This is a genomic window from Streptomyces sp. NPDC005811, from assembly GCF_040630405.1.
In the GTDB taxonomy this organism is placed as follows: domain Bacteria; phylum Actinomycetota; class Actinomycetes; order Streptomycetales; family Streptomycetaceae; genus Streptomyces.
In genome coordinates this window covers 109154-131282 of the sequence record NZ_JBEXXK010000025.1, presented here as the reverse complement: position 1 = coordinate 131282, position 22129 = coordinate 109154, and the positions used below count along the sequence as shown (strand labels likewise).

Annotated in this window: 20 protein-coding genes; 12 read left to right on the top strand and 8 right to left on the bottom strand. The window is 71.1% G+C overall.

Annotated features, from left to right (window positions below):
- Positions 1 to 8: 8 nt before the first annotated feature.
- The 4 genes from ABZ490_RS26550 to hpaD are packed head-to-tail and all read left to right on the top strand — an operon-like array spanning position 9 to position 4832.
- The gene (locus tag ABZ490_RS26550) at positions 9 to 1433 is read left to right on the top strand and encodes a fumarylacetoacetate hydrolase family protein (protein ID WP_358994715.1); all 1425 of its coding nucleotides are present in this window, start codon (positions 9 to 11) and stop codon (positions 1431 to 1433) included.
- Positions 1430 to 2356: a 4-hydroxy-tetrahydrodipicolinate synthase gene (dapA, locus tag ABZ490_RS26545; protein WP_358994712.1), complete on the top strand. Its 927-nt coding sequence runs from the start codon at positions 1430 to 1432 to the stop codon at positions 2354 to 2356. Before ABZ490_RS26550 ends, dapA begins: the two co-directional genes overlap by 4 nt.
- 2 nt (positions 2357 to 2358) lie before the next feature.
- The gene (hpaE, locus tag ABZ490_RS26540) at positions 2359 to 3840 is read left to right on the top strand and encodes a 5-carboxymethyl-2-hydroxymuconate semialdehyde dehydrogenase (RefSeq protein ID WP_358994708.1); all 1482 of its coding nucleotides are present in this window, start codon (positions 2359 to 2361) and stop codon (positions 3838 to 3840) included.
- The gene (gene hpaD, locus ABZ490_RS26535; RefSeq protein ID WP_358994705.1) at positions 3837 to 4832 is read left to right on the top strand and encodes a 3,4-dihydroxyphenylacetate 2,3-dioxygenase; all 996 of its coding nucleotides are present in this window, start codon (positions 3837 to 3839) and stop codon (positions 4830 to 4832) included. Before hpaE ends, hpaD begins: the two co-directional genes overlap by 4 nt.
- 516 nt (positions 4833 to 5348) lie before the next feature.
- On the opposite strand, the gene ABZ490_RS26530 is transcribed toward hpaD, so the two are convergent.
- Complete coding sequence (locus ABZ490_RS26530; protein ID WP_358994702.1) at positions 5349 to 8273, bottom strand: FAD-binding and (Fe-S)-binding domain-containing protein; 2925 nt, start codon at positions 8271 to 8273, stop codon at positions 5349 to 5351.
- A gap of 101 nt (positions 8274 to 8374) precedes the next feature.
- Here ABZ490_RS26530 and ABZ490_RS26525 point away from each other — a divergent pair, with 101 nt between their 5' ends.
- Positions 8375 to 9955, top strand: coding sequence for a helix-turn-helix domain-containing protein (locus tag ABZ490_RS26525; protein ID WP_358994699.1), 1581 nt, complete (start codon positions 8375 to 8377; stop codon positions 9953 to 9955).
- Positions 9956 to 9976: 21 nt separating this feature from the next.
- Here the strand turns inward: ABZ490_RS26525 and hppD are convergent, their stop codons facing one another.
- Together hppD and ABZ490_RS26515 are read right to left on the bottom strand one after the other, a co-directional pair.
- The gene (gene hppD / locus ABZ490_RS26520) at positions 9977 to 11182 is read right to left on the bottom strand and encodes a 4-hydroxyphenylpyruvate dioxygenase (protein WP_358994696.1); all 1206 of its coding nucleotides are present in this window, start codon (positions 11180 to 11182) and stop codon (positions 9977 to 9979) included.
- Positions 11183 to 11359: 177 nt separating this feature from the next.
- Entirely contained in the window at positions 11360 to 12100 is a 741-nt protein-coding gene (locus ABZ490_RS26515) for a helix-turn-helix domain-containing protein (RefSeq protein WP_358994692.1), read from the bottom strand.
- 172 nt (positions 12101 to 12272) lie between these two features.
- Between ABZ490_RS26515 and ABZ490_RS26510 the strand changes: the two genes are divergently transcribed.
- Genes ABZ490_RS26510 through ABZ490_RS26490 form a run of 5 tightly spaced genes read left to right on the top strand, consistent with a single transcriptional unit; the run spans position 12273 to position 16942 of the window.
- The gene (locus ABZ490_RS26510) at positions 12273 to 13454 is read left to right on the top strand and encodes a homogentisate 1,2-dioxygenase (RefSeq protein WP_358994689.1); all 1182 of its coding nucleotides are present in this window, start codon (positions 12273 to 12275) and stop codon (positions 13452 to 13454) included.
- Positions 13451 to 14329, top strand: coding sequence for a hypothetical protein (locus ABZ490_RS26505; RefSeq protein ID WP_358994686.1), 879 nt, complete (start codon positions 13451 to 13453; stop codon positions 14327 to 14329). The genes ABZ490_RS26510 and ABZ490_RS26505 overlap by 4 nt, the downstream gene beginning before the upstream one ends.
- Complete coding sequence (gene fahA / locus ABZ490_RS26500) at positions 14326 to 15522, top strand: fumarylacetoacetase (protein WP_358994683.1); 1197 nt, start codon at positions 14326 to 14328, stop codon at positions 15520 to 15522. The genes ABZ490_RS26505 and fahA overlap by 4 nt, the downstream gene beginning before the upstream one ends.
- Positions 15519 to 16274 (top strand): CoA transferase subunit A, encoded by a 756-nt coding sequence (locus tag ABZ490_RS26495; RefSeq protein WP_358994680.1) that lies wholly within the window; start codon positions 15519 to 15521, stop codon positions 16272 to 16274. Before fahA ends, ABZ490_RS26495 begins: the two co-directional genes overlap by 4 nt.
- The gene (locus ABZ490_RS26490; protein ID WP_358994677.1) at positions 16271 to 16942 is read left to right on the top strand and encodes a 3-oxoacid CoA-transferase subunit B; all 672 of its coding nucleotides are present in this window, start codon (positions 16271 to 16273) and stop codon (positions 16940 to 16942) included. The genes ABZ490_RS26495 and ABZ490_RS26490 overlap by 4 nt, the downstream gene beginning before the upstream one ends.
- 98 nt (positions 16943 to 17040) lie before the next feature.
- Here ABZ490_RS26490 and ABZ490_RS26485 read toward each other — a convergent pair whose 3' ends face one another.
- The 3 genes from ABZ490_RS26485 to ABZ490_RS26475 all read right to left on the bottom strand — a co-directional run bounded on the left by ABZ490_RS26485 (position 17041) and on the right by ABZ490_RS26475 (position 19255).
- Positions 17041 to 17490, bottom strand: coding sequence for a tetratricopeptide repeat protein (locus ABZ490_RS26485; protein WP_358994674.1), 450 nt, complete (start codon positions 17488 to 17490; stop codon positions 17041 to 17043).
- Positions 17491 to 17522: 32 nt separating this feature from the next.
- The gene (locus tag ABZ490_RS26480; protein WP_358994775.1) at positions 17523 to 18629 is read right to left on the bottom strand and encodes an LLM class flavin-dependent oxidoreductase; all 1107 of its coding nucleotides are present in this window, start codon (positions 18627 to 18629) and stop codon (positions 17523 to 17525) included.
- Positions 18630 to 18787: 158 nt separating this feature from the next.
- Positions 18788 to 19255 carry a MarR family winged helix-turn-helix transcriptional regulator gene (locus ABZ490_RS26475; protein ID WP_358994671.1) on the bottom strand — a complete coding sequence of 156 codons (468 nt, stop codon included), beginning with the start codon at positions 19253 to 19255 and terminating at the stop codon, positions 18788 to 18790.
- A gap of 206 nt (positions 19256 to 19461) precedes the next feature.
- Here ABZ490_RS26475 and ABZ490_RS26470 point away from each other — a divergent pair, with 206 nt between their 5' ends.
- Both ABZ490_RS26470 and ABZ490_RS26465 read left to right on the top strand, forming a co-directional pair.
- Positions 19462 to 19926: a carboxymuconolactone decarboxylase family protein gene (locus ABZ490_RS26470; protein WP_358994668.1), complete on the top strand. Its 465-nt coding sequence runs from the start codon at positions 19462 to 19464 to the stop codon at positions 19924 to 19926.
- A gap of 64 nt (positions 19927 to 19990) precedes the next feature.
- Positions 19991 to 20914 carry an RNA polymerase sigma-70 factor gene (locus ABZ490_RS26465; RefSeq protein ID WP_358994665.1) on the top strand — a complete coding sequence of 308 codons (924 nt, stop codon included), beginning with the start codon at positions 19991 to 19993 and terminating at the stop codon, positions 20912 to 20914.
- Between the two features lie 40 nt (positions 20915 to 20954).
- Here the strand turns inward: ABZ490_RS26465 and ABZ490_RS26460 are convergent, their stop codons facing one another.
- Entirely contained in the window at positions 20955 to 21077 is a 123-nt protein-coding gene (locus ABZ490_RS26460; RefSeq protein ID WP_358994662.1) for a hypothetical protein, read from the bottom strand.
- 22 nt (positions 21078 to 21099) lie between these two features.
- A complete protein-coding gene (locus tag ABZ490_RS26455) occupies positions 21100 to 22089 on the bottom strand; it encodes a pirin family protein (RefSeq protein WP_358994659.1) in 990 nt (329 codons plus the stop codon).
- Between the last annotated feature and the right edge of the window lie 40 nt (positions 22090 to 22129).

Here is a 22129-nt window from a genome sequence, read left to right as displayed (position 1 = left end):
GGAGCCCCGTGCCCCATCCCCTGGGGATCTCCCCATCGAAGATCATCGCTGTCCATCTGAACTACCCCAGCCGGGCCAGGGAGCGCGGACGGGCTCCGGCCCATCCCTCCTATTTCCTGAAGCCGCCGTCGTCGCTGTCCGGCACGGACGAGCCGATCGTCCGGCCCGCCGGCTGCGAACTCCTCGGCTTCGAGGGCGAGATCGCGCTGGTCGTCGGCGCGCGCGCACGGCATGTGTCGCCGGAGGACGGCTGGTCCCATGTGCGCTGGCTTACGGCCGCCAACGACGCCGGCGTGTACGACCTGCGCTACGCCGACCGCGGTTCCAACCTCCGCTCCAAGGGCGCCGACGGCTTCACACCGATCGGCCCGCGGTTGCTGGACACCCGCCTGCTCGACCCCGACGCCCTACGGCTGCGGACCTGGGTCAACGGCGAACTCGTCCAGAACGACACGACCGACACACTGCTGTTCCCCTTCGGGCAGCTGATCGCCGACCTGTCCCGGCTGACGACCCTGGAACCGGGGGATGTGATCCTGACCGGAACGCCGGCCGGGGCCTCGGTGGTCTCACCCGGCGACGTGGTCGAGGTCGAGGTCAGGGGCGGTGGACTGTCGACCGGACGACTGCGCAACACGGTCGCCGCCGGGCCCTCGCTGGCGCCGTACGGCGCCATGCCCAAGGCCGACCCGACCGAACGGGACGCCGCCCACGGCACCGTCGGGCCGCTGCTGGACCCCGACCTCGAAGCGGGCCTGAAGTCGGTGGCGGTCGCGACCCTGAGCGCGCAGCTGCGGGCCCGCGGCCTGCCCCACATGTCCGTCGACGGCGTACGGCCGCTGCGGCCGGGCTCGGCGCCCATGGTCGGTGTCGCGCACACCCTGCGGTATCTGCCGCTGCGCGAGGACCTGTTCCAGCGGTACGGCACCGGCATGAACGCCCAGAAGCGGGCGGTCGAGGAACTGCGCCCGGGGCACGTCCTCGTCATGGACGCCCGGCGCGACCCGAGCGCCGGCACGATCGGCGACATCCTCGCCCTGCGGGCGGCCGGGCGGGGCGCGGCCGGAGTCGTCACCGACGGAGCCGTCCGCGACAGCGCCGCCGTCGCGGACATGGGCCTGCCCGTCTTCGCGGCGGGCAGCCATCCGTCCGTCCTGGGCCGCCGCCACGTCCCCTGGGACACCGGCGTACCGATCGCCTGCGGCGGCGCCCTCGTCCAGCCCGGCGATCTGATCGTCGGCGACCCGGACGGTGTGGTCGTCGTGCCCCCGGACCTGGCCGCCGAGCTGGTCGCCGACTGCCGGGAGCAGGAGCGGCAGGAGCGCTTCATCACTGAGCAGGTCGCCGGCGGCGAGAGCATCGACGGCCTGTATCCGCTGGGCCCTGCCTGGCGGGACGTGTACGAGAACTGGTGCAAGGGAGAGACACAGTGAAGTTCCGCAGCGACCCGTCGACGATCCGGGGTTCGATCGCCCCGGTCGTGACGCCCTTCACCGCCGACGGTGCGGTCGACCACGACAGCCTGGCCGGGCTGATCCGCTTCCAGTTGGAGAACGGCACGCACGGCATCTCGCTGGGCGGGTCCACCGGTGAGCCGAGCGCGCAGAGCGTGGCCGAGCGGATCGCGGGGATGCGGACCGCGGTCGAGGTGATCGAGGACCGGGTCCCGTTCATACCGGGCACGGGCTCGCACAAGCTCGACGAGACCCTTCGGATGACCGCCGCCGCACAGGAACTGGGTGCGGACGCGGCCCTGGTCATCACGCCGTACTACGCCCGCCCCACCCAGGAGGCCCTGTACGCGTGGTACGCGACGGTGGCCCGGGAGTTCCCCGACCTGCCGATCGTCGCCTACAACGTGCCCTCCCGCACGGCCGTGGACATCGCGCCGGAGACGGTCAGGCGGCTCTTCACGGACTTCGACAACTTCGTCGGCGTGAAGGAGACGACGAAGGACTTCGAGCACTTCTCCCGTGTGCTGCACGCCTGCGGGCGGTCGCTGCTCGTGTGGTCGGGCATCGAGCTGCTGTGCCTGCCGCTGATGGCGCTCGGCGGCGCCGGTTTCGTCTCCGCCGTCGCCAACCTGGCGCCGGGCGCGGTGGCGCGGATGTACGAGCTGTGGGAGGCGGGCGAGTTCGACGCGGCCCGTGACCTGCACTACCGGCTGCACCCGCTGGTGGACCTGCTGTTCGTCGAGACCAACCCGGCGCCGGTGAAGTGGGTGCTCGCCCGGCAGGGCCGTATCTCCTCCGCTCACGTCCGCCCGCCACTGACCTCTCCCACCGAGGCGGGTCTGACGAGGATCCGCGCGCTGCTCGCCGAGGGCGGCGACCTCACCGCACCGATCGGAGCCTGACCATGACCATCGAGAACCTGCCCTCGGCCCTTCGGCACTGGATCGGCGGCGAACCGGTCGACAGCGCCGACGGGCGGACGTTCGACGTCTCCGATCCGGTCTCCAACACCGTGTACGCGCAGGCCTCGCGGGGTGCGGCGGCCGACGTCGATCACGCCGTGGCGGCGGCGCGGGCCGCCTTCCCCGCCTGGTCGGGCATCTCCAACCGCGAGCGCGCAGGCGTGCTGTACCGGATCGCGGACGCGGTCGAGGCCCGCCACGACCGGCTCGCCGCCTTCGAGACCTACGACACCGGACTGCCCATCACCCAGGCGAAGGGGCAGGCGCGGCGCGCGGCGGAGAACTTCCGCTACTTCGCGGACGTGATCGTCGCCCTCGGCGAGGAGGCCTTCCGGCAGGGCGACGACCAGTTCAGCTATGTCGTGCGCTCCCCCGTCGGGGTGGCCGGGCTGATCACGCCGTGGAACACCCCGTTCATGCTGGAGAGCTGGAAGCTGGCCCCGGCTCTGGCGTCCGGCTGCACGCTCGTCCTGAAGCCGGCCGAGTGGACCCCGCTGTCCGCCTCCCTGTGGCCGGAGATCTTCGCCGAGGCCGGGCTCCCGGCGGGCGTGGTGAACATCGTGCACGGCATCGGCGAGGAGGCCGGTCAGGCGCTGGTCGATCACCCGGACGTGCCGCTGATCTCCTTCACCGGCTCCACCGACACCGGCCGTCACATCATCCGTTCCTCGGCCCGGCATCTGAAGACGACCTCGATGGAGCTCGGCGGCAAGTCCCCGGCGATCGTCTTCGCCGACGCCGACCTCGAAGCCGCCCTGGATTCCGTGGTGTTCGGCGTGTTCTCCCTCAACGGGGAGCGCTGCACGGCCGGTTCACGGGTGCTGGTCGAGCGCCCGGTGTACGAGGAGTTCACGCGCCGCCTGGCCGAGCGGGCCGCGGCCGTCCGCGTCGGTGAGCCGTCCGACCCGGCCACCGAGGTCGGGGCGCTCGTCCACCCCGAGCACTACGCACGCGTCCTGAACTACGTCGAGATCGGCAAGAAGGAGGCCCGCCTGGTCGCGGGCGGCACCCGCCCGGACCACCTGGCCGAGGGCAACTACCTCCAGCCGACCGTCTTCGCCGACGTCGAGCGCGACGCCCGCATCTTCCAGGAGGAGATCTTCGGCCCGGTCGTCGCCGTCGCCCCCTTCGACACCGAGGAGGAGGCGATCGAGCTGGCCAACGCCACGCAGTTCGGTCTGGCCGCCTACATCTGGACCTCCCACCTCAAGCGCGGCCACCGCATCGCGCACGCCGTCGAGTCCGGGATGCTCTGGATCAACTCCCACAACGTGCGTGACCTGCGCACTCCCTTCGGCGGGGTGAAGGCCTCCGGTGTGGGACGGGAGGGCGGCGCCCACTCCATCGACTTCTACACCGAGTCGAAGATCGTCCACGTCGCGCTCGGCGACGTGCACACGCCCCGCTTCGGAGCGGGCGCATGACCGCGCCCGACGTGATCCGTTCCGCCTACGCCCAACTCGTCGTCACCGACCTGGCCGCCTCGCGCTGGTTCTGGGTCGACATGCTCGGCTTCCATGTCCAGTACGAGGACGCCGACACCCTCTGTCTGCGCGGCGGTGACGAACTCACCCACCACTCCCTGGTGTTGAGGACCGGCGAGCAGCCCGCCCTCGACCACATCGCCTACCGGGTGCGCACCCCCGACGACGTGGACAACGCCGAGAAGTTCTTCACCGACCTCGGCCGACCGGTCGAACGCGTACCGAGGGGCGAGGGCGCGCCCGGTGTCGGCGACGCGGTCCGCGTCATCGACCCGCTGGGCTTCCCCGTCGAGTTCTTCCACGACATCGAGCGTGCCGAACGCCTCATCCAGCGCTACGACCTGCGCCATGGCGCCGAGGTCGCCCGCCTGGACCACTTCAACCTCTGCACGCCGGACATCCCCGCCGCCTACGCCCACTACCGGTCCCTCGGCTTCGGCTGCTCGGAGACCATCGAGGGCGACGAACACGAGCTGTACGCGGCCTGGATGTACCGCAAGCAGACCGTCCACGACGTCGCCTTCACCTGCGGTCCCGGTCCCCGTCTGCACCACCTGGGTGTCGCCACCCACGAGTCCCACCAGGTCCTGCGTGCCGCGGACCTGTTCGGCGCGGTGCGCAAGGAGCACCACATCGAGCGCGGTCCGGGCCGGCACGGCGTCTCCAACGCCTTCTATCTCTACCTCAGGGACCCCGACGGTCACCGGGTGGAGATCTACACCTCCGACTACTACACCGGCGACCCCGACCACGAGACGTACCGATGGAACGTCCACGACGACCGGCGCCGGGACTTCTGGGGCAACGCCGTCATCGAGTCCTGGTACAAGGAGGCCACCCCCGTACGCGGCCTCGACGGCGCCCTCCAGCCGGTGACGGACGGACTGCTGGACGAGTCGACCGTGCAGGTCGGCGCCGACGGCCTCGGCTGATCGGCGGGGCAGCGGCTCCCCTGTGGGTGACGGTCGGCTGCGGGGCCTGTCTGCCGGCCGTCGTGGCCGTTCTGGTGTGGCGCGGTCCGGCCTGCGTCGGCCTTGCTCCGGCCGTCGACGACAGGCGGGCCAGCCGCAGGCGTAGGCCCGTGCCGCCTCCCCGGCCGGCATCGGCTTCGCCCCGCCCCGCCCCGCACAGGACTTCCCGCAGACGGGGGCGAGCACACCGCCACAACAGCCGCGGCGCGTCGGCCTCGCGCACGTGCCGCGCCCCTGGGCACCCCGCGCCGTCCCAGGACACCGCCGCCGGGACACCCATGCCGTTGACGGGCGGGCGCTGGTGATCCCGCTGTTCGCACGGCGCCGCGCCCGAGCCCGCCGCCCCCGGCGCACTCCGGTTCCCCGAACCGCCGACGCTCACCGAGCAGATCGCCCTAGGCGCACAGCGCGGCACGGGTCCCCCCCTTCCACTGCACCCTGGGCGCCGTCGCCGAACGCTGCTCGCCTCGCTCGACGTCACCGCGTCGCAGGCGGCCGGGTGGCTCGTTCCAGTTGCTGGATGACCGAGGTGTACGCCTCGCCGGTGGCGTGGTGGAGGCCGATCTCGCAGGTGCGGTTCGCGCTGAGATGGGCCTGTGCGTCGAGCTGTGCGACCTCTGCCGCCTCGGGTGCGGTGGCGCTCTCCGTCAGTTCCCGGTGCAGGAAGCCGCGGTCGCCGGCGAATCCGCAGCAGGACTCGTCGATCGGCTGGACGACGGTGTCGGCGACCGCCTCCGCCACCGCCCGCAGCGCCGATCCGTGGTCGGTCCGATGCATCGAGCAGGTGGTGTGCACCACCGCGGTGGGGACCCGTTCGGTGACCGTGAGGTGCGGCAGCAGTTCCTGCCGGGCCCAGTCGACGGCGTCATGGATGGTCAGCCGGCCGTGGCGGTGCCGGTCGGCCGTGCTCAGGTGGGGCACCACGTCGCGCAGGGCGCCGAGCGAGCAGGAGGAGGCGTCCATGACGACCGGCAGTCGTCCTTCCTCGCTCCACCGCCACAGCCGGTCCACGAGCACCGCCGCCATGGTGTCGTGCCCCTTCTCGTAGCCCTTGCTGTGCCAGATGGTGCCGCAGCAGGTGCCGGCCACGTCGTCGGGGATCCACAGCGGCCGCCCGGCCCGCTCCGCGAGCGTGACGAGAGCCTGCACCACCGTGGGCCCGCTCCCGCCCGTGGGGACGCCGAAGACGCGGTTGACGCAGGCGGGTACGTAGACGGCGTGCGCCGTCTCCCGGCGGGTGGCGGGCAGGCGTTTCGGGGCGGCCCGCGGCACCTCGGGCAGCCAGGCGGGGATCTGCTCGGCCCCCAGCACGCCGCGGGCCACGGAGGTGACGGCACGCAGCGGCGCGTCACCGGCGACGTCCGCGGTGCGCCGGGCGACGCCCACGGCGAGCCGGGCGGCTCCTTCCAGACCTGCGAAGTGCCGGGCGGCCCAGGTGGCGGCGCGTTCGGCGAAGGGACCGTGCCGGGCGTGCCGCAGCTTCTTCATCGCGGCGCCCGTGTCGATGTCGACGGGACAGCTCACGGCGCAGCTCGCATCCCCGGCGCAGGTGTCCACGGCGTCGTAGGCGTAGTCCCGGGTGAGGGAGAGCACGAGCGGGGAGTCGGCCCGGTGGCGGGCCATCTCCCGCTGGAGGACGATGCGCTGGCGGGGCGTGGTGGTCAGGTCGTGGCTGGGGCAGGCCGGTTCGCAGAAGCCGCACTCGATGCACGGGTCGAGGGCCGGGTCGATCGGGGGCAGTGCCTTGAGGTTGCGGACGTTGGCGTCCGGGTCGTCGTCCAGGATCACACCCGGGTTGAGGATGCCGTGCGGATCGAGGGCGGTCTTGAGCCGCCACATGAGCCCGACGGCGACGCCTCCCCACTCCTGGACCACGAACGGGGCCATGTTGCGTCCGGTGCCGTGCTCGCCCTTGAGCGCGCCTCCGTAGGTGTTCAGCACCAGGTCGGCGAGGTCCTGCATACAAGCGCGGTAGCGGCGCACGTCCTCCGGTGAGGAGGGGTCGAGCATGAGCGGGAAGTGCAGGTTTCCGGCGGACGCGTGCCCGGCGATGGGTGAGGCGAAGCCATGGGACTTCAGGAGTAGGAACAGGTCCCGGGCGGCGTCGGCGACGCGGCGCGGGGGGACGCAGACGTCCTCGACCAGCAGCACGGTCCCGGGCGGCCGGGTGCTGCCGACGGCGGTGAGCAGGCCCTTGCGGACCCGCCAGTACCCGCCGGCGGTGGCCGAGTCCCGGGTGAACTCCCCCACCACGGGGACGGGAGAGGCGGCCAGCACGGCCTCGGCGCGCTCCTGCCGGGCTCGCAGGTCGTCCGGATCGGCGGCCCGGAACTCCACCAGAAGGGCGGCGTCCTCCGCGTCCTCGGTGAGTTCGGCGAGCCAGCCGGGGGCTCCGGTGACGGTGGAGGTGGAGCGCAGGGACGGGGCGTCCAGGAGCTCCACGGCATGGGCGCCGGCCTCGACCAGGGAAGGGACGAGGGCGGCCGCCTCGTTCAGACCCGGCAGACGCAGCAGCGCGGTGGCGTGATGGCGTCCGAACGGCACGGTGTCGCACACGATCTCGTCGAGGAAGCCGAGGGTGCCCTGGGAGCCGACCATGAGCCCGCGCAGGATCGCGGCGGGGGTGTCGGCGTCCAGGAAGGCGTCCAGTCGATAGCCGTTGGTGTTCTTGATGGAGAACTTGCTTCTGATGCGGTCGCACAGCTCCGGGTCGGACTCGAGTTCCTTCTTGATGGCCATGAGCTCGCGGACCAGGGCGGGTTCGGCGCTCGCGAGGTGTGCGTCGGCTGCGGGGTCGGCGGTGTCCACGACCGTGCCCGAAGCGAGGACGACCCGCAGGGAGCGCACCGTGTGGTAGGCGTTGCGCGCCACTCCGCACGACATCCCGCTGGCGTTGTTCGCGACGACACCGCCGAGGGTGGCGGAGGCGCTGCTGGCGGGGTCGGGGCCGAGCATCCGGCCGTGCCGGGCGAGTTGCGCGTTGGCCCGCGCGATCACGGTCCCCGGGCGGGAGCGCAGGACCCGGCCGTCCTCCTCGACCACGGCTCCGGCGAAGTGCCGGCGCACGTCCACCAGGATGCCCGACCCCTGGGACTGTCCGTTGAGGCTGGTACCCGCGGCACGGAAGGTCACCGGCAGGTCGTGGCGGGACGCGAAGCCCAGGACGGCCGCGACGTCCGACGCGTCGCGGGCCATCACGACCACGCGGGGCACGTAGCGGTACGGGCTCGCGTCGGAGGCGTAACGGGCGAGATCGGTGGGACGGGAGAGCACCTGTTCCGCGCCGACCAGGGCGACCAGCCCGTCACGCAGCCACTGCGGGGTGCCGACAGGGGTGTCGTCCACTCCCCCGGCCTGTCGACCGGTGGGCAGCGCGGCGCGCAGCCGAGCCAGTTTCCTCATGTCGTCCCTCCTGAGATCTTCGTGCGGTTCCTCGAGTCTGTCTCCGGGATTTCCTCGCTGCTATGTTGAGTTCACTCAAGAGTGGGGGGTTGATTGAGGGAATGACACAAGTAGCGTCGACTTCAGCGACCCTCGCCTCCCTGTTGGGCGCGGTCGGCGACACCCTGCTGCGACCGCTGGAGGCCCCCCTCGGCCTGGACGTCCCGGTGGACGAGCTGGAGATCCTCGATCCGCCCCACCCGATCGGCGCGGTCCCGCGGACGATGCTCTTCGGCATCGGCATCGGCCCTGCGTCCCGGGAAGCGGAAACAGCCCTCGGCATGGCCGCGAAGGCCGGGTACACCGCCCTGGTCGTCAAGCTGCACGGTGAGGACCCGGCCGCGTTGCGCTCGCTCGCGCGCGAGCAGGGCATCGCTCTGCTGGCGGCGGACGACGAGGTCGACTGGCGCCACCTCGACGGCCTTCTCTCCGCGGTTCTCACCACCCGGTCCGGACCGGGCACGACGGGCGACGGCGGAGGATGGGACGACCTGTTCGACCTCGCCAACGTGACCGCCGCGCGGCTCCACGGCGCGGTGGCGATCATGGACGATCGTTACCGGATCATCGCGTACTCCACGATCTCCGGTCAGCCCACCGACGAAGCACGGCGCCAGGGGATTCTCGGCCGGGAGGTCCCCCAGGCCTTCCGGGCCCTGCACGCCGACCCGCGACTGCGGCAGCGCCCCCGCCCCGTGCGGTTCACCGGACACGGTGCCCTGCCACGCGTGGCCGTCGGCATCCTGGCCGGCCGCGTCGTGCTGGGGTCCCTCTGGGTCATCGACTCCGACCGCAGTCTGGGGCCGGAGGAGGAGCGGACGCTGCAGGACGCCGCCGACCTCGCGGCACTGCGTCTGCTACGGCACCGCAACTCCCGTGACCTGGCCCGCAGGGCCCGTGAACAAGCGCTGCGCGGCGCCCTCCTGGGCGAGGACCTGCCCCGCACCGGCCCCCTCGGCTCCCACGGCCCCGGGTTCGTCGTCGCCGCCTTCGAGCACGCGGAGACGGAGAACGACGTCAGCGAACCGGAGATGGCCCACATCATCGAGCTGATCACCGGTCACGCCCAGGCCCAGCACGTCAGGGCGAGCACCGTCCAGCTCGACGGGGTGGTCTACACGCTGTTGCCGGCCGACCCGTCCACGGCCGGCGCGGTCGGCAGGGAACTGGCGGAGAGCGTGCTGGAGCGCATCCGGGTTCTGCTCGGGGTGCGCCTGCGTGCCGGGATCGGCGGCCCCGCCGCCACCCTGTCCGCGGTGCAACGCTCACGCAAGGAGGCGGACGCCGCACTGAGCGTGCTGGCCCATCGCGGCCAGGACCACGCCGTCGCGGACTTCCAGGAGGTGCGCGCGGAGTTGTTCTTCCTGCGGCTGCGCGCGGATCCGGCCGCCTTCGACGAGGTGCGGCTCGGCGGGCTGGAGGCGATGCGGGAGCACGACGCGCTCAACGGGACGGAGTACACGGACACCCTCTACGCCTACCTGCGCTGCCTGGGCGACACCGCCCGGGCAGCGGCCGAGATGTACGTGCACCCGAACACCCTGCGCTATCGCATCAAGCGGGCGGGTGAGCTCTTCGGCATCGACCTTCAGGACCCGGACGAGGCACTGCTGCTCTGGCTCCGGCTTCGGCTCCAGCACTGACGGCCCACCGGTCACGGAGCCCTAGAAGTTGCCGCGCTTCTCCTGCTCGCGCTCGATCGCCTCGAACAGGGCCTGGAAGTTGCCCTTTCCGAAGCCCAGCGAGCCGTGGCGCTCGATGAACTCGAAGAACACGGTGGGCCGGTCACCGATCGGCTTGGTGAAGATCTGCAGCAGGTAACCGTCCTCGTCACGGTCGACGAGGATGCCGCGTGAGGCCAGTTCCTCGATCGGCACGCGGACGTTGCCGATCCGGGCGCGCAGCTCGGGGTCGGTGTAGTAGCTCTCCGGCGTGTCGAGGAACTCGATGCCCTTGGACCGCAGGATGTCGACGGTCCGGACGATGTCGTTGGTGGCGAGGGCGAGGTGCTGGGCGCCGGGGCCGCGGTAGAAGTCGAGGTACTCGTCGATCTGCGAACGCTTCTTGGCGACCGCCGGCTCGTTGAGCGGGAACTTCACCCGGTGATTGCCGCTGGCGACGACCTTGCTCATCAGCGCCGAGTACTCGGTGGCGATGTCGTCGCCGATGAACTCGGCCATGTTGGTGAAGCCCATGACGCGGTTGTAGAAATCGACCCACTCGTCCATGTTCCCCAGCTCCACGTTGCCCACGACGTGGTCGAGCGCCTGGAAGATGCGCTTGGGCTCGCCCTCGGGCTTCACGTACCCGGAGGTCCGGGTGACATAGCCGGGCAGGTACGGGCCGGTGTAGCGGGAGCGGTCCACGAGCGTGTGGCGGGTGTCGCCGTACGTGGCGATGGCCGCGATCCTCACGGTGCCGTGCCCGTCGGTGACGTCGTGCGGCTCCACCAGCACGGTCGCGCCCTCCGCGCGGGCGTGCTCGATGCACTTGTCGACGTCGGGGACCTCGAGGGCGATGTCGATGACGCCGTCACCGTGGCGGCGGTGGTGGTTGTGCAGCGGGCTGTCCGGGTCGACGCCGCCCTTGAGCACGAACCGGATCGCCCCGGAACGGAGCACGAACGCGTGGTGGTCGCGGTTGCCGGTCTCCGGGCCGGAGTAGGCGACCAGCTCCATGCCGAAGACCACCTGGAAGTACAGCGCGGCCTGCGTCGCGTTGCCCACCGACCAGACCACCGCGTCCCACCCGGTCACCGGGAAGGGGTCACCGTCGGCGTCGTACTCCACGAGCCCGACCAGCTGCTTGAGCTGCTGCAGGTCGAGCTCCGCGAGGCGCTCCTGGCTGGTGAGGGTCTGATCGATGCTCATGCGTCATCCCTTTCGGTGTGCTGTCTCCAGCGCGTGGCGGTAGAACACACCGGGTCCCGTCAGCTGCACAAGAGTGGCCTTCCGAGCTGTTCAGGCTGCTCAGTCTGCCCCGCTCAAGGCCGCCTCATATATACAATCTGCCCAGTTGGGAGCTCGACGACCGGACGCCGGGCGTCGTCAGGCCTTGCCGAGCGACGCCAGCTGCGCGGCCGCCTCCTTCACCTCGGCGGCGACCGACTCGATGTCGAACGCGTGCATGGCCACGACACCGACCGAGGCGCCCGCCGCGCCCGGGACCTCGAACCCCGCCGCGATCCCGGTGGCACCCTGCTGGAGCTGTCCCGAGGTGACGCTGTAGCCCAGCTCGCGCGCCCGCACGACCCCCTCCGGCTCGTCCGGCAGGGGCGGCTGCAACGCGAGGATGGCGATGCCGTTCGCCCCCCGCTCCAGCGGATGCCGGACGCCGATGCGGTAGCCCACCTGGACCGGACCGTGCTGGACGGCCGGCTGCGCACCCGCCACGGGAACGCACTCCCGCGCGCCGTGCGCCAGCGTCAGAAAGGCGGAGGCGCCCGTGGTGTCGGCGAGCTCCTGCAGCACCGGCTGGGCCGCCAGGACCAGCTGCTGCCGGAACCGCCCCGCGAGGGTGGCGGCGCCGGCCCCGAGCCGTACCCGCTTGCCCTGCCGGGAGACCAGCGCGTGTTCCTCCAGCGTCTGCACGATCCGGTACGCGACGGCCCGGTCGATCTCCAGTTGCGCCGCCAGGTCCGCCACCGTCAGACCGTCGGCCGTCAGAGAGATCAGGTCCAGGGCCCGAAGCCCACGATCCAGACCTTGCAGGGCGGCCATCGACACCTCCTGATCGCGCGGCCCGCGCACGGCGCCCGCGGAAACCGACAGATCTTCTTCGGGCGCCACGTTAGGCCACCTCACACCCACGAGCGGCGCGCGGGAGCCGGGGAAGCGACCTTGACGGCACCGCCACCCGGGACCTAACTTCACGTTGTTTCTACCAACGCACAAAAATGTGCGCTGAGCGCACATTCACGGCACGTTCGGCACCGCGACTCCGACTCCTGAGGAGAGAGACATGCCGTACTACCACCGGGCGGGAGCGGTTCCGCCGAAACGTCACACCCAGCACCGGGCCCCGGACGGGAACCTCTACCACGAGGAGCTGATGGGCGAGGAGGGGTTCTCCTCGGACTCCTCGCTGCTCTACCACCGGCACATCCCCTCGGCGGTGCGGGAGTATCGGGTGTGGGACCTCGGGGACCAGTCCCTGGTGCCGAACCACCCCCTGATCCCCCGTCATCTCTCCACGCACAAGCTGTTCTCCGACGGCGGGTCCGGCATCGACGCGGTGACCGGGCGCCGGCTGCTGCTGGGCAACGAGGACGTACGGCTGTCGTACGTCGTGGCCGACACGGTCAGCCCGTACTACCGCAACGCGATCGGCGACGAGTGCCTCTACGTCGAGGACGGCCGGGCGCGCGTGGAGACGGTCTTCGGGGACCTGGAAGTCGGTGACGGGGACTATGTCGTCGTCCCGCGCGCGACCACCTACCGGATCGTGCCCGACGGGGCCGTCCGGATCTACGCCGTCGAGGCGAACTCGCACATCGGGCCCGCACGGCGCTATCTGTCCAAGAACGGCCAACTGCTGGAGCACGCGCCGTTCTGCGAGCGCGACTTCCGCCTCCCCGTCGGGCCGCGGACCGTCGAGGGCGAGAACGTCGAGGTGTACATCAAGCACCGCGGGCCGGGCGGTGTCCTGGGGACCGTCCACACCCTCCCGAACCACCCCTTCGACGTGGTCGGCTGGGACGGCTGCCTCTATCCGTACGTGTTCGACATCCGTGACTTCGAGCCCCTGACGGGCCGGGTCCACCAGCCGCCGCCGGCCCACCAGGTCTTCGAGGGCCACAACTTCGTGATCTGCAACTTCGTACCGCGCAAGGTCGACTACCACCCGCTGGCCGTGCCGGTGCCGTACTACCACTCCAACGTCGACTCCGACGAGGTGATGTTCTACTGCGGCGGGGACTACGAGGCGCGCAAGGGCTCCGGGATCGGCCAGGGCTCCCTCTCCCTGCACCCGGGCGGCCACCCCCACGGTCCCCAGCCGGGCGCGACGGAGCGGTCGATCGGCGCGGAGTTCTTCGACGAGCTCGCGGTCATGGTCGACACCTTCCGTCCCCTCCGGCTCGGCGAGGCCGCCCGCGCGACGGACGACGGGGTGTACGCCTACTCCTGGGAGCAGAACCGATGAGCGCCCCGCCGACACCGGAGGTCCCCCCGGTCCTCGCCGGCCTGTTCGACGACGCGGCGGTCTTCCCGCCCGGCAGCCTGCCGATCGAGGAGGCGGTCCCGGCCCATGTGGCGCACACGCGCAGCGCCCACGCCGGACTGGTCGGGGCGTTCGTCCTCGCCGCCAAGGACGTGGACCGGCTCACCGAACCGACCGCCGGCCTGCCCGAGGGCTCCTTCGGACTCTCGGTGACCGTCGCGCTGCCGGGTGTCTCCGACGCCGTCGCCGCGGCCCGGCGTATCCCGGCCGTACGGCTGGCCGGGCTGGAGGTCGCCGTGCCGGACGGCATCGCCGCCGAGGCGGTCGTCCCCGCACTGGCCGAGGCGATCGACGCGGACAGCGACCTGAGTGTCTACGTCGAGGTGCCGCGCGACGCCCGGCGCGAGCCGCTGCTGGCCGCACTGGCCGGGACGCCGTACCTGGCCAAGTTCCGGACGGGCGGCGTACGCGCCGAGCTCTACCCCGACGAGCGCGAGCTCGCGGCGGCCGTCCTGGCCGCGGTGCGGGCCGGAGTCCCCTTCAAGGCGACCGCGGGGCTGCACCACGCGCTGCGCAACACCGACCCGGAGACCGGCTTCGAGCAGCACGGCTTCCTCAACCTGCTCACCGCCACCGACGCGGCTCTGCGGGGCGCCGAGGAGGACGAGCTGGTCCGGCTGCTGGCCGACCGCGACGGTGACGCGGTCGCCGGGCGGGTGCGCGCCCTCACGCCTGAAGTCCGTGACGTGTTCCGCTCCTTCGGCACCTGCTCCGTCGCCGAACCCGCCACCGAGTCGGCCGGTCTCGGCCTGCTGCCCGCCGCGACGATCGCCGACCTGACCGAGGTGTCCGCATGACCAGCACCACCCAGTTGACCGTCCCGGCCGACTCGCTCTTCGGCCCGACCAACCTGCCGTACGGCGTCTACTCCGTGCCCGGCCGGGAGCCGCGCGTGGCGACACGCTACGGCGACCACGTCGTCGACCTGGCCCTGCTGCTGGGCGACGACGTCTTCGCCCGGCCGGACCTGAACGCCTTCATGGCGCAGGGCCACGCCCGCTGGGTCGCCGTACGCGCCGCCCTCACCGAGCGGCTCCGGGGCGAGGTCCCCGCCGAGGCCGTCCACGACCTGGGCGCGGTGACGCTGCATCTGCCGATCGAGGTCGCCGACTACGTCGACTTCTACGCCTCCGAGCATCACGCCTCGAACCTGGGCAGGCTGTTCCGGCCCGACAACCCGGACCCGCTGATGCCGAACTGGAAGCACCTGCCGGTCGGCTACCACGGCCGGGCGGCGTCGATCGTCGTCTCGGGCACCGACATCGTCCGGCCCGCCGGGCAGCGCAAGGGCCCGCAGGACCCGGCACCGGTCTTCGGGCCCTCCACCCGCCTCGACATCGAGGCCGAACTCGGTTTCGTCCTCGGGACCGGCAACGCCATGGGCGAGTCCATCGGCGCGGAGGACGCGGAGCGGCACATCTTCGGTGTGGTGCTCTTCAACGACTGGTCCGCGCGCGACATCCAGGCCTGGGAGTACGTCCCCCTCGGCCCGAACCTGGGCAAGTCGTTCGCGTCGACGATCTCGCCGTGGGTGGTGCCGCTGCTCGCCCTGGACGCCGCCCGCGTCCCGACCCCCGTCCAGGAACCCGCCGTTCTGCCGTATCTGCGGATGGGACAGCCCTGGGGCCTCGACGTCGACCTCACGGTCGTCTGGAACGGCCAGGTCGTCTCCCGGCCGCCGTACGCCGCCATGTACTGGTCCCCCGCCCAGATGCTGGCCCACCAGACCGTGGGCGGCGCTCCCTCGCGCACCGGTGACCTCTTCGCGTCCGGCACCATCTCCGGCCCGGGGAAGGAGCAGCGCGGGGCCTTCATCGAACTGACCTGGGGCGGCCGGGAGCCCGTCACCGTGGGCGGTCAGCAGCGGACGTTCCTGGAGGACGGCGACGAGATCGTCCTGACCGCCACCGCCCCGGGCGCCGACGGGACCCGGATCGGCTTCGGCGAGGCCCGCGGCCGGATCGTCAGCAGCAAGCGGGAGGTCCGATGAGCAAGACGGTGGCCTCGGCCGCGGAGGCGGTCGCCGACATCACCCCGGGAAGCTCGCTCGCCGTCGGCGGGTTCGGGCTCTCCGGGATCCCGGACCTCCTGATCCAGGCACTGGCCGAGCAGGGGGCCGACGGCCTGGAGGTCTTCTCCAACAATTGCGGCGTGGACGGCATCGGGCTGGGCATCCTGCTCGACCTGGGCCGGATCCGCCGGGTCACGGCGTCCTACGTCGGCGAGAACAAGGAGTTCGCCCGCCAGTACCTCTCCGGTGAACTGGAGGTGGAGCTCACCCCTCAGGGCACTCTGGCCGAGCGACTGCGCGCGGGCGGTTCCGGCATTCCCGCGTTCTACACCCCCGCGGGCGTGGGCACGCCGGTCGCCGAGGGCGGTCTGCCGTGGAGATACGACCGGGCCGGGAACGTCCTCGTCGCCTCCCCGCGCAAGGAGGTCCGCGAGTTCCGCGGTCGTCGCCATGTGCTCGAGGAGGGCATCGTGGCCGACTTCGCGCTCGTGCACGCCCGGCTCGGCGACACCGACGGGAACCTTGTCTTCAACAAGTCGACGATCAACTTCAACCCGCTCGCCGCGATGGCGGGGCGGATCTGCGTCGCGCAGGTCGAGGAGCTCGTGGAACCCGGTGCCATCGACCCCGCCGGAGTGCACCTGCCCGGCATCTACGTCCAGCGGATCGTCCACACCGGCCCGCAGACCAAGCACATCGAGAAGCGGACCGTCCGGGAGGACGCGGCATGAGCGAGCCCACGAGCGAGCAGCGGTCCGGCTGGTCCCGGTCCCGGATGGCGGCGCGCGCCGCGCGCGAACTCCGGGACGGCGAGTACGTCAACCTCGGCATCGGGCTTCCGACGCTCATCCCCAACTTCCTCCCGGAGGGCGTCCGGGTCACCCTGCACAGCGAGAACGGCATCCTCGGGACGGGCCCGTACCCGACCGACGACGAGGTCGACGCCGACCTGATCAACGCCGGCAAGGAGACCGTCACCGTCAGTCCCGGGGCGTCGTACTTCGACTCCGCCCGGAGCTTCGGCATGATCCGCGGCGGCCACATCGACACCGCCGTGCTCGGCGGCATGCAGGTCTCCGCCACGGGCGATCTGGCCAACTGGATGGTGCCCGGGAAGATGGTCAAGGGCATGGGCGGCGCGATGGACCTGGTCCACGGTGCCAAGCGCGTCATCGTCCTCATGGAACACGTCGCCAAGGACGGCTCCCACAAGATCGTCGCGGAGTGCACCCTGCCGCTCACCGGGCAGGGGGTCGTGCAGCGGATCATCACCGACCTGGCCGTGCTCGACCTCACGCCCGAGGGCTGCCGACTGGTCGAACTGGCACCCGGCGTCACCCTCGACGAACTCCGCGAGAAGACGGGTACTCCGGTCGCACCCGGGGGGATGAGACGATAACGGCGAGTCCGGCCGCGCCGGCTCGACTCAGATGCGTCGGTCGTCACCGCCCACACCGCACCCCGGGCCTCGAGCGCGCGGCAAGCGTGCCGGAGGGGCTACGCCACCCCGCCCGCCCGGTCGTCTTCCGGGAAGTCACCCGCGAAAGCGGCGGCCAGGCGCAGCCAGGGACCCGCCTCGTCGTGCCGCCCTTGGCGTTCCAGGGTGCGGCCCAGCATCAGGTGGGCGTAGTGCTCCACCGGGTCACGGTCGATGACCTCGCGCAACTCCTGCTCCGCGCGCCCCAGTTGAGCGGAGTGGTAGTAGGCGCGCGCCAGCAGCAGCCGGGGGCCGTTCTGCTCCGGGACTTCCTCGACGACGGCGGTCAGCAACCGGGCGGCGCCGATGTAGTCCTTGGCGTCGAAGAGCCGTTGAGCCCGCTCCCAGCGCTCGATGGTGGTCTCCTCGTGCGGCACTCCGGCGCCGTTGTCGAACAGGTGCAGCGCGCTGGCCCACCGGTCGGGCGCCACCCCGTCGTACTCCGGGTAGGTGTTGAAGTTCTCGCTCATCAGTCCTCAGTCCTCCGTCTCAGTCCTCCGTCTCAGGCCACCGGGTCGGCGGCCTCGGCGCGTCCGGCGTCGCGGGCCGCGAGCAGCGAGGCGTGGGTGGGCGCGTCGGGAACACCGGCCGGCCGGTTCTTCGCGAACTCCTTGCGCAGCACCGGCACGACCTCCTCGCCGAGCATGTCCAGCTGCTCCAGCGCGGTCTTCAGCGACAGGCCACCGCCGTCCACGACGAACAGCTGGCGCTGGTAGTCGCCGGCGTACTCGCGGAAGGTCAGTGTCTTCTCGACGACCTGCTCGGGGGTGCCGACGGTCAGCGGGGTCTGCCGTATGTACTCCTCCAGGGAGACGCCGCCGCCCATCACGGGTGACTGGTCGAAGACCGGGCGGAACTCGCGCAGGGCGTCCTGCGAGTTGTGCCGCATGTAGACGTGCCCGCCGAGCCCGACGACGGCCTGCTCGGCCGTGCCGTGCCCGTAGTGCGCGTACCGCTCGCGGTACAGCTCGATCATCCGCCGGGTGTGCTCGCTGGGCCAGAAGATGTTGTTGTGGAAGAAGCCGTCACCGTAGTACGCCGCCTGTTCGGCGATCTCCGGGGACCGGATGGAGCCGTGCCAGACGAACGGCGGTACGTCGTCCAGGGGCCGGGGCGTGGAGGTGAAGCCCTGCAACGGCGTGCGGTAGCGGCCCTGCCAGTCGACGACGTCCTCGCGCCACAGCCGGCGCAGCAGGGCGTAGTTCTCGACGGCGAGGTTGATGCCGTCGCGGATGTCCTTGCCGAACCACGGATAGACGGGGCCGGTGTTGCCGCGGCCCATCATCAGGTCCACCCGGCCGTCGGCCAGGTGCTGCAGCATGGCGTAGTCCTCGGCGATCTTCACCGGGTCGTTGGTGGTGATCAGGGTGGTGGACGTGGACAGGAGGATCCGCTCGGTGCGCGCGGCGATGTAGCCGAGCATCGTGGTCGGCGACGACGGCACGAACGGCCGGTTGTGGTGCTCACCGGTCGCGAAGACGTCGAGACCGATCTCCTCGGCCTTCTGGGCGAGGGCGACCATGGCCTTGATGCGCTCATGCTCGCTCGGGGCGCGCCCGGTCGCCGGGTCGGGGGCCACATCGCCGACGGTGAAGATGCCGAACTGCATCGCCTTCAGCCTTTCCATGAGGTTGATGCATCAACTAGTAGGTCATAATGAGCCGCGGTCGACGTCTATTCCGAACCGCACACCACACCAGGCGCCCCCACATGACGAGGATACCCGATCGTTGACTCATCACCTACTCTTGAGGATGCGCCGTCGGATCAGGAGGCGTCTTCGTCCAGCTTCGCGACCACCCGCGCGGAGATCTCACCCAGGGTGCGCAGTTCCGCCGGGGTGACATGGTCGAGAAACAGCGCACGCACGGCCGCCACATGGAGCGGGGCCGCCGCCTCGATCGCCGAGCGCCCCTGCTCCGTGATCACCACGAATGCACCCCGCGCGTCCTCGAGGCACTCCTCCCGGACGACCAGACCCCGCCCGGCCATCCGCGCGATATGGTGGGACATCCGGCTCTTCTCCCACTCCAGGGCCCGAGCCAGGTCCTGATAACGCTGCCGCCCCTCGGGCGCGTCCGTCAGATTGACCAGCACCCCGAAGTCGGCGGCCGACAGGCTCGACTCCGTCTGCAGCAAGCGCGACAGACGGCCCCCGAGCTTCTCGTGCAGCCGGACGAAACTCCGCCAGGCATGCTGCTCCTCCGCCGTCAGCCAAGGCACTTCTTCCTCCATGCGGAAAGTGTAGACGTGGTTGACAGCTCACCAAACGAGTCCGATCAGGCCTGGGCCGAGGACTTCTCACCCGGCGTGGGCGCCTCGGCTGCGGCATGTCCGAACCCGGTCAGTGAGGAGACGTGGGTCACAGCTCCCCGTGTCACAGGGCCGCGGGCTGTCTCGTCTCGGGGGTGACGACACCGACGAACTCGGAGGAGCACACGATGGACGCGCGACTCGACTACTTCGCCGCCCCGGCCGCCGGCAAGACCCTCAAGTACTTCATGTCGGCAGGCCGGGAGCTCAAGGAGTCACCACTGTCGGCCACCACGCAGGAACTCGTGGCACTGCGGGTGAGCCAGATCAACGGCTGCGCCGTCTGCCTCGACATGCACACCAAGGAGGCCGCCGCCGCGGGCGAGACCTCGGTGCGGCTGAACCTGGTCTCGGCGTGGCGGGAGGCCACGGTCTTCACCGAGGCGGAGCGTGCCGCGCTGGAGCTGGCGGAGCAGGGGACCCGGGTCGCGGACGCGGCCGACGGCGTCAGCGACGAGGTGTGGGCACGGGCCGCCGAGCACTACGAAGAGGAGCAGCTCACCACGCTGGTCATCCTGATCTCGTTCATGAACGCGGTGAACCGGCTGAACGTCATCACCCGGCAGCCGGCCGGGGACTACGAGGTCGGATGATCCACGAAGGATGTCTCGTCGGCACCGATCCGGCCGGACACACGGACCGCAAGAGGGAGACGGCGTGGACAGAATCGAGGAGTTCGAGGAGCTGCGGCCTCTGCTGTTCTCGATCGCGTACCGGATTCTGGGCAGCGTGGGCGAGGCGGAGGACGCGGTGCAGGAGACATGGCTGCGCTTCGACTCCTCGCCGACAAGGCCCGTGTCGACCAAGGCGTTCCTGTCGGCGACGGTGACCCGGATCGCGATCGACGTGCTGCGCTCCGCCCGGGTACGGCGGGAGGAGTACGTCGGACCGTGGCTGCCCGAGCCTCTGCTGAGCGATCCGTACGAGGACCCGGCACGTGCGGCGGAGCTGGCCGACTCGGTGTCGATGGCCGCGCTGCTGCTCCTGGAGCGGCTCAGCGCGCTGGAGCGGTCGGTGTTCGTGCTCCGGGAGGTGTTCGCCTTCGGCTTCGACGAGATCGCCTCGACGGTGGGGCGCTCGGAGGCGGCGTGCCGTCAGTTACTGGTACGAGCCCGCCGCCACATGAACGAGGGACGGCCCCGGTTCGAGGCGGACCGCCAGGAGCGGCAGGAACTGGCGAAGCGGTTCTTCGAGGCACTGTCGCAGGGGGACGTGGACGGTCTGCGGAGACTGCTGTCCGCCGATGTCCAGCTCGTCGGGGACGGCGGCGGCAAGGCCCCGCAGCTGGCCAGGGCCGTCATCGGCTCCGAGAACGTGGCCAGGCTGCTCGCCATCGTCCACCCGCTGATGACCCGGGTCGACGTCACGTTCGAGCCGCACGAAATCAACGGCCAGCCGGGCGCCGTATTCCGCGACCGGGAGGGCAAGGTCCTCCACGTCCTCGCCCTCGACGTGCTCGACGGGCAGATCCAGACCATCCGCTCGGTCATCAACCCCGACAAGCTCGGCCACCTCGGGCCGGTCGCCGACGCCTGGGCCGTCGACCGGGAAGTGAAGCAGACCCGCAAGCGGACGCAGTGACCGGCGCCGGTGGTCGAACGGCGCCCGCCTCTCACGGGTTTCAGCCGCGCTGCGACTCCAGCCACCGCAGCACGTCGGACGTCACCGGATCGGTGATCTCGGCGAACTCGTCATGGCGCTTGAGCACTCGCTCGACGACCGGCGCGGCAGAGGACTGGCTCAAGGGATGCCCTTCTCGGGAGAGGTCAGCGGCGCGGCCGGTTGCCGCGAGGCCTGATGACGGCGTTGGGGAGGGACGGGGCGGGGATGCGGCCCCCGGGGAAGTCCTCGATGACGCCGAAGCGGTCGGAGGAGGCTTCCCATTCCTCACGCGCCTTGACGATCTCGTCATGACTGCGCACGACGAAGTTCCACCACATGACGATCTCCTCCCCGAACGGAGGTCCGCCGAGCAGAATCGTCCGCGCCGCGCCTTCCGACTCGTTGACCAGCGTCAGAGTGTCCTCGCCGCAGGCGACGTAGCCGAGTTCGGCCGGCCTCAGCACGGTGTCGAGCAGGCGGACATCCCCGCTGTCCACCAACAGGCCGTGCTCGAAGGCCGGGTCCACGTCGAAGGCGACCGACGCCCCCGGCGCGAGGAGGATCTCCGCACCGAGCAGCGGCGTGAAGGTCCGCACCGGAGAGACCGCTCCGGCGAGCGAGCCCAGGAAGACCCGCACCTCGGCCCCGTCGAGGTGCGTCGCCTCGGGGACGTAGTGCTCGAAGGCCCGTCCGGCGTCGCGATGCTCCCCCGGCAGCGCCACCCACAGCTGCACGCCGTGGATGATCGTGGTCCTCGGGGTGGAGACCTCCGAATGGGCGATGCCGTACCCACCGGTCATGAGGTTCATCTCACCGGGCCGGATCAGGGCACGGCTGCCCAGGGTGTCACGGTGCTCGATCTCCCCGCTGAACAGCCAGCTCACCGTCTGCAGCCCGGTGTGCGGGTGGGGTCCGAGGTCCATGTTCCCGGACGTGGTGATGTCGTGGGGCCCGTAGTGATCGGCGAAGCACCAGGCTCCGATCAGCGTACGGTCCCGCTGCGGCAGCGTCCGTCTCACGTGCATCGCACGCGGACCGCCGAGGGGCACGTCCCGCGCCGGCAGCACGTCGACCCGGGGCGCCCCGGCCGTCCTCTCACCGTCGACGGGCGCACCACAGCGCAGCGCCGGGGGGTCGGTTTCCACGTTGCTCACCGAGAGCACCTCCCACACACTCCAGTTGTCACATCAACCA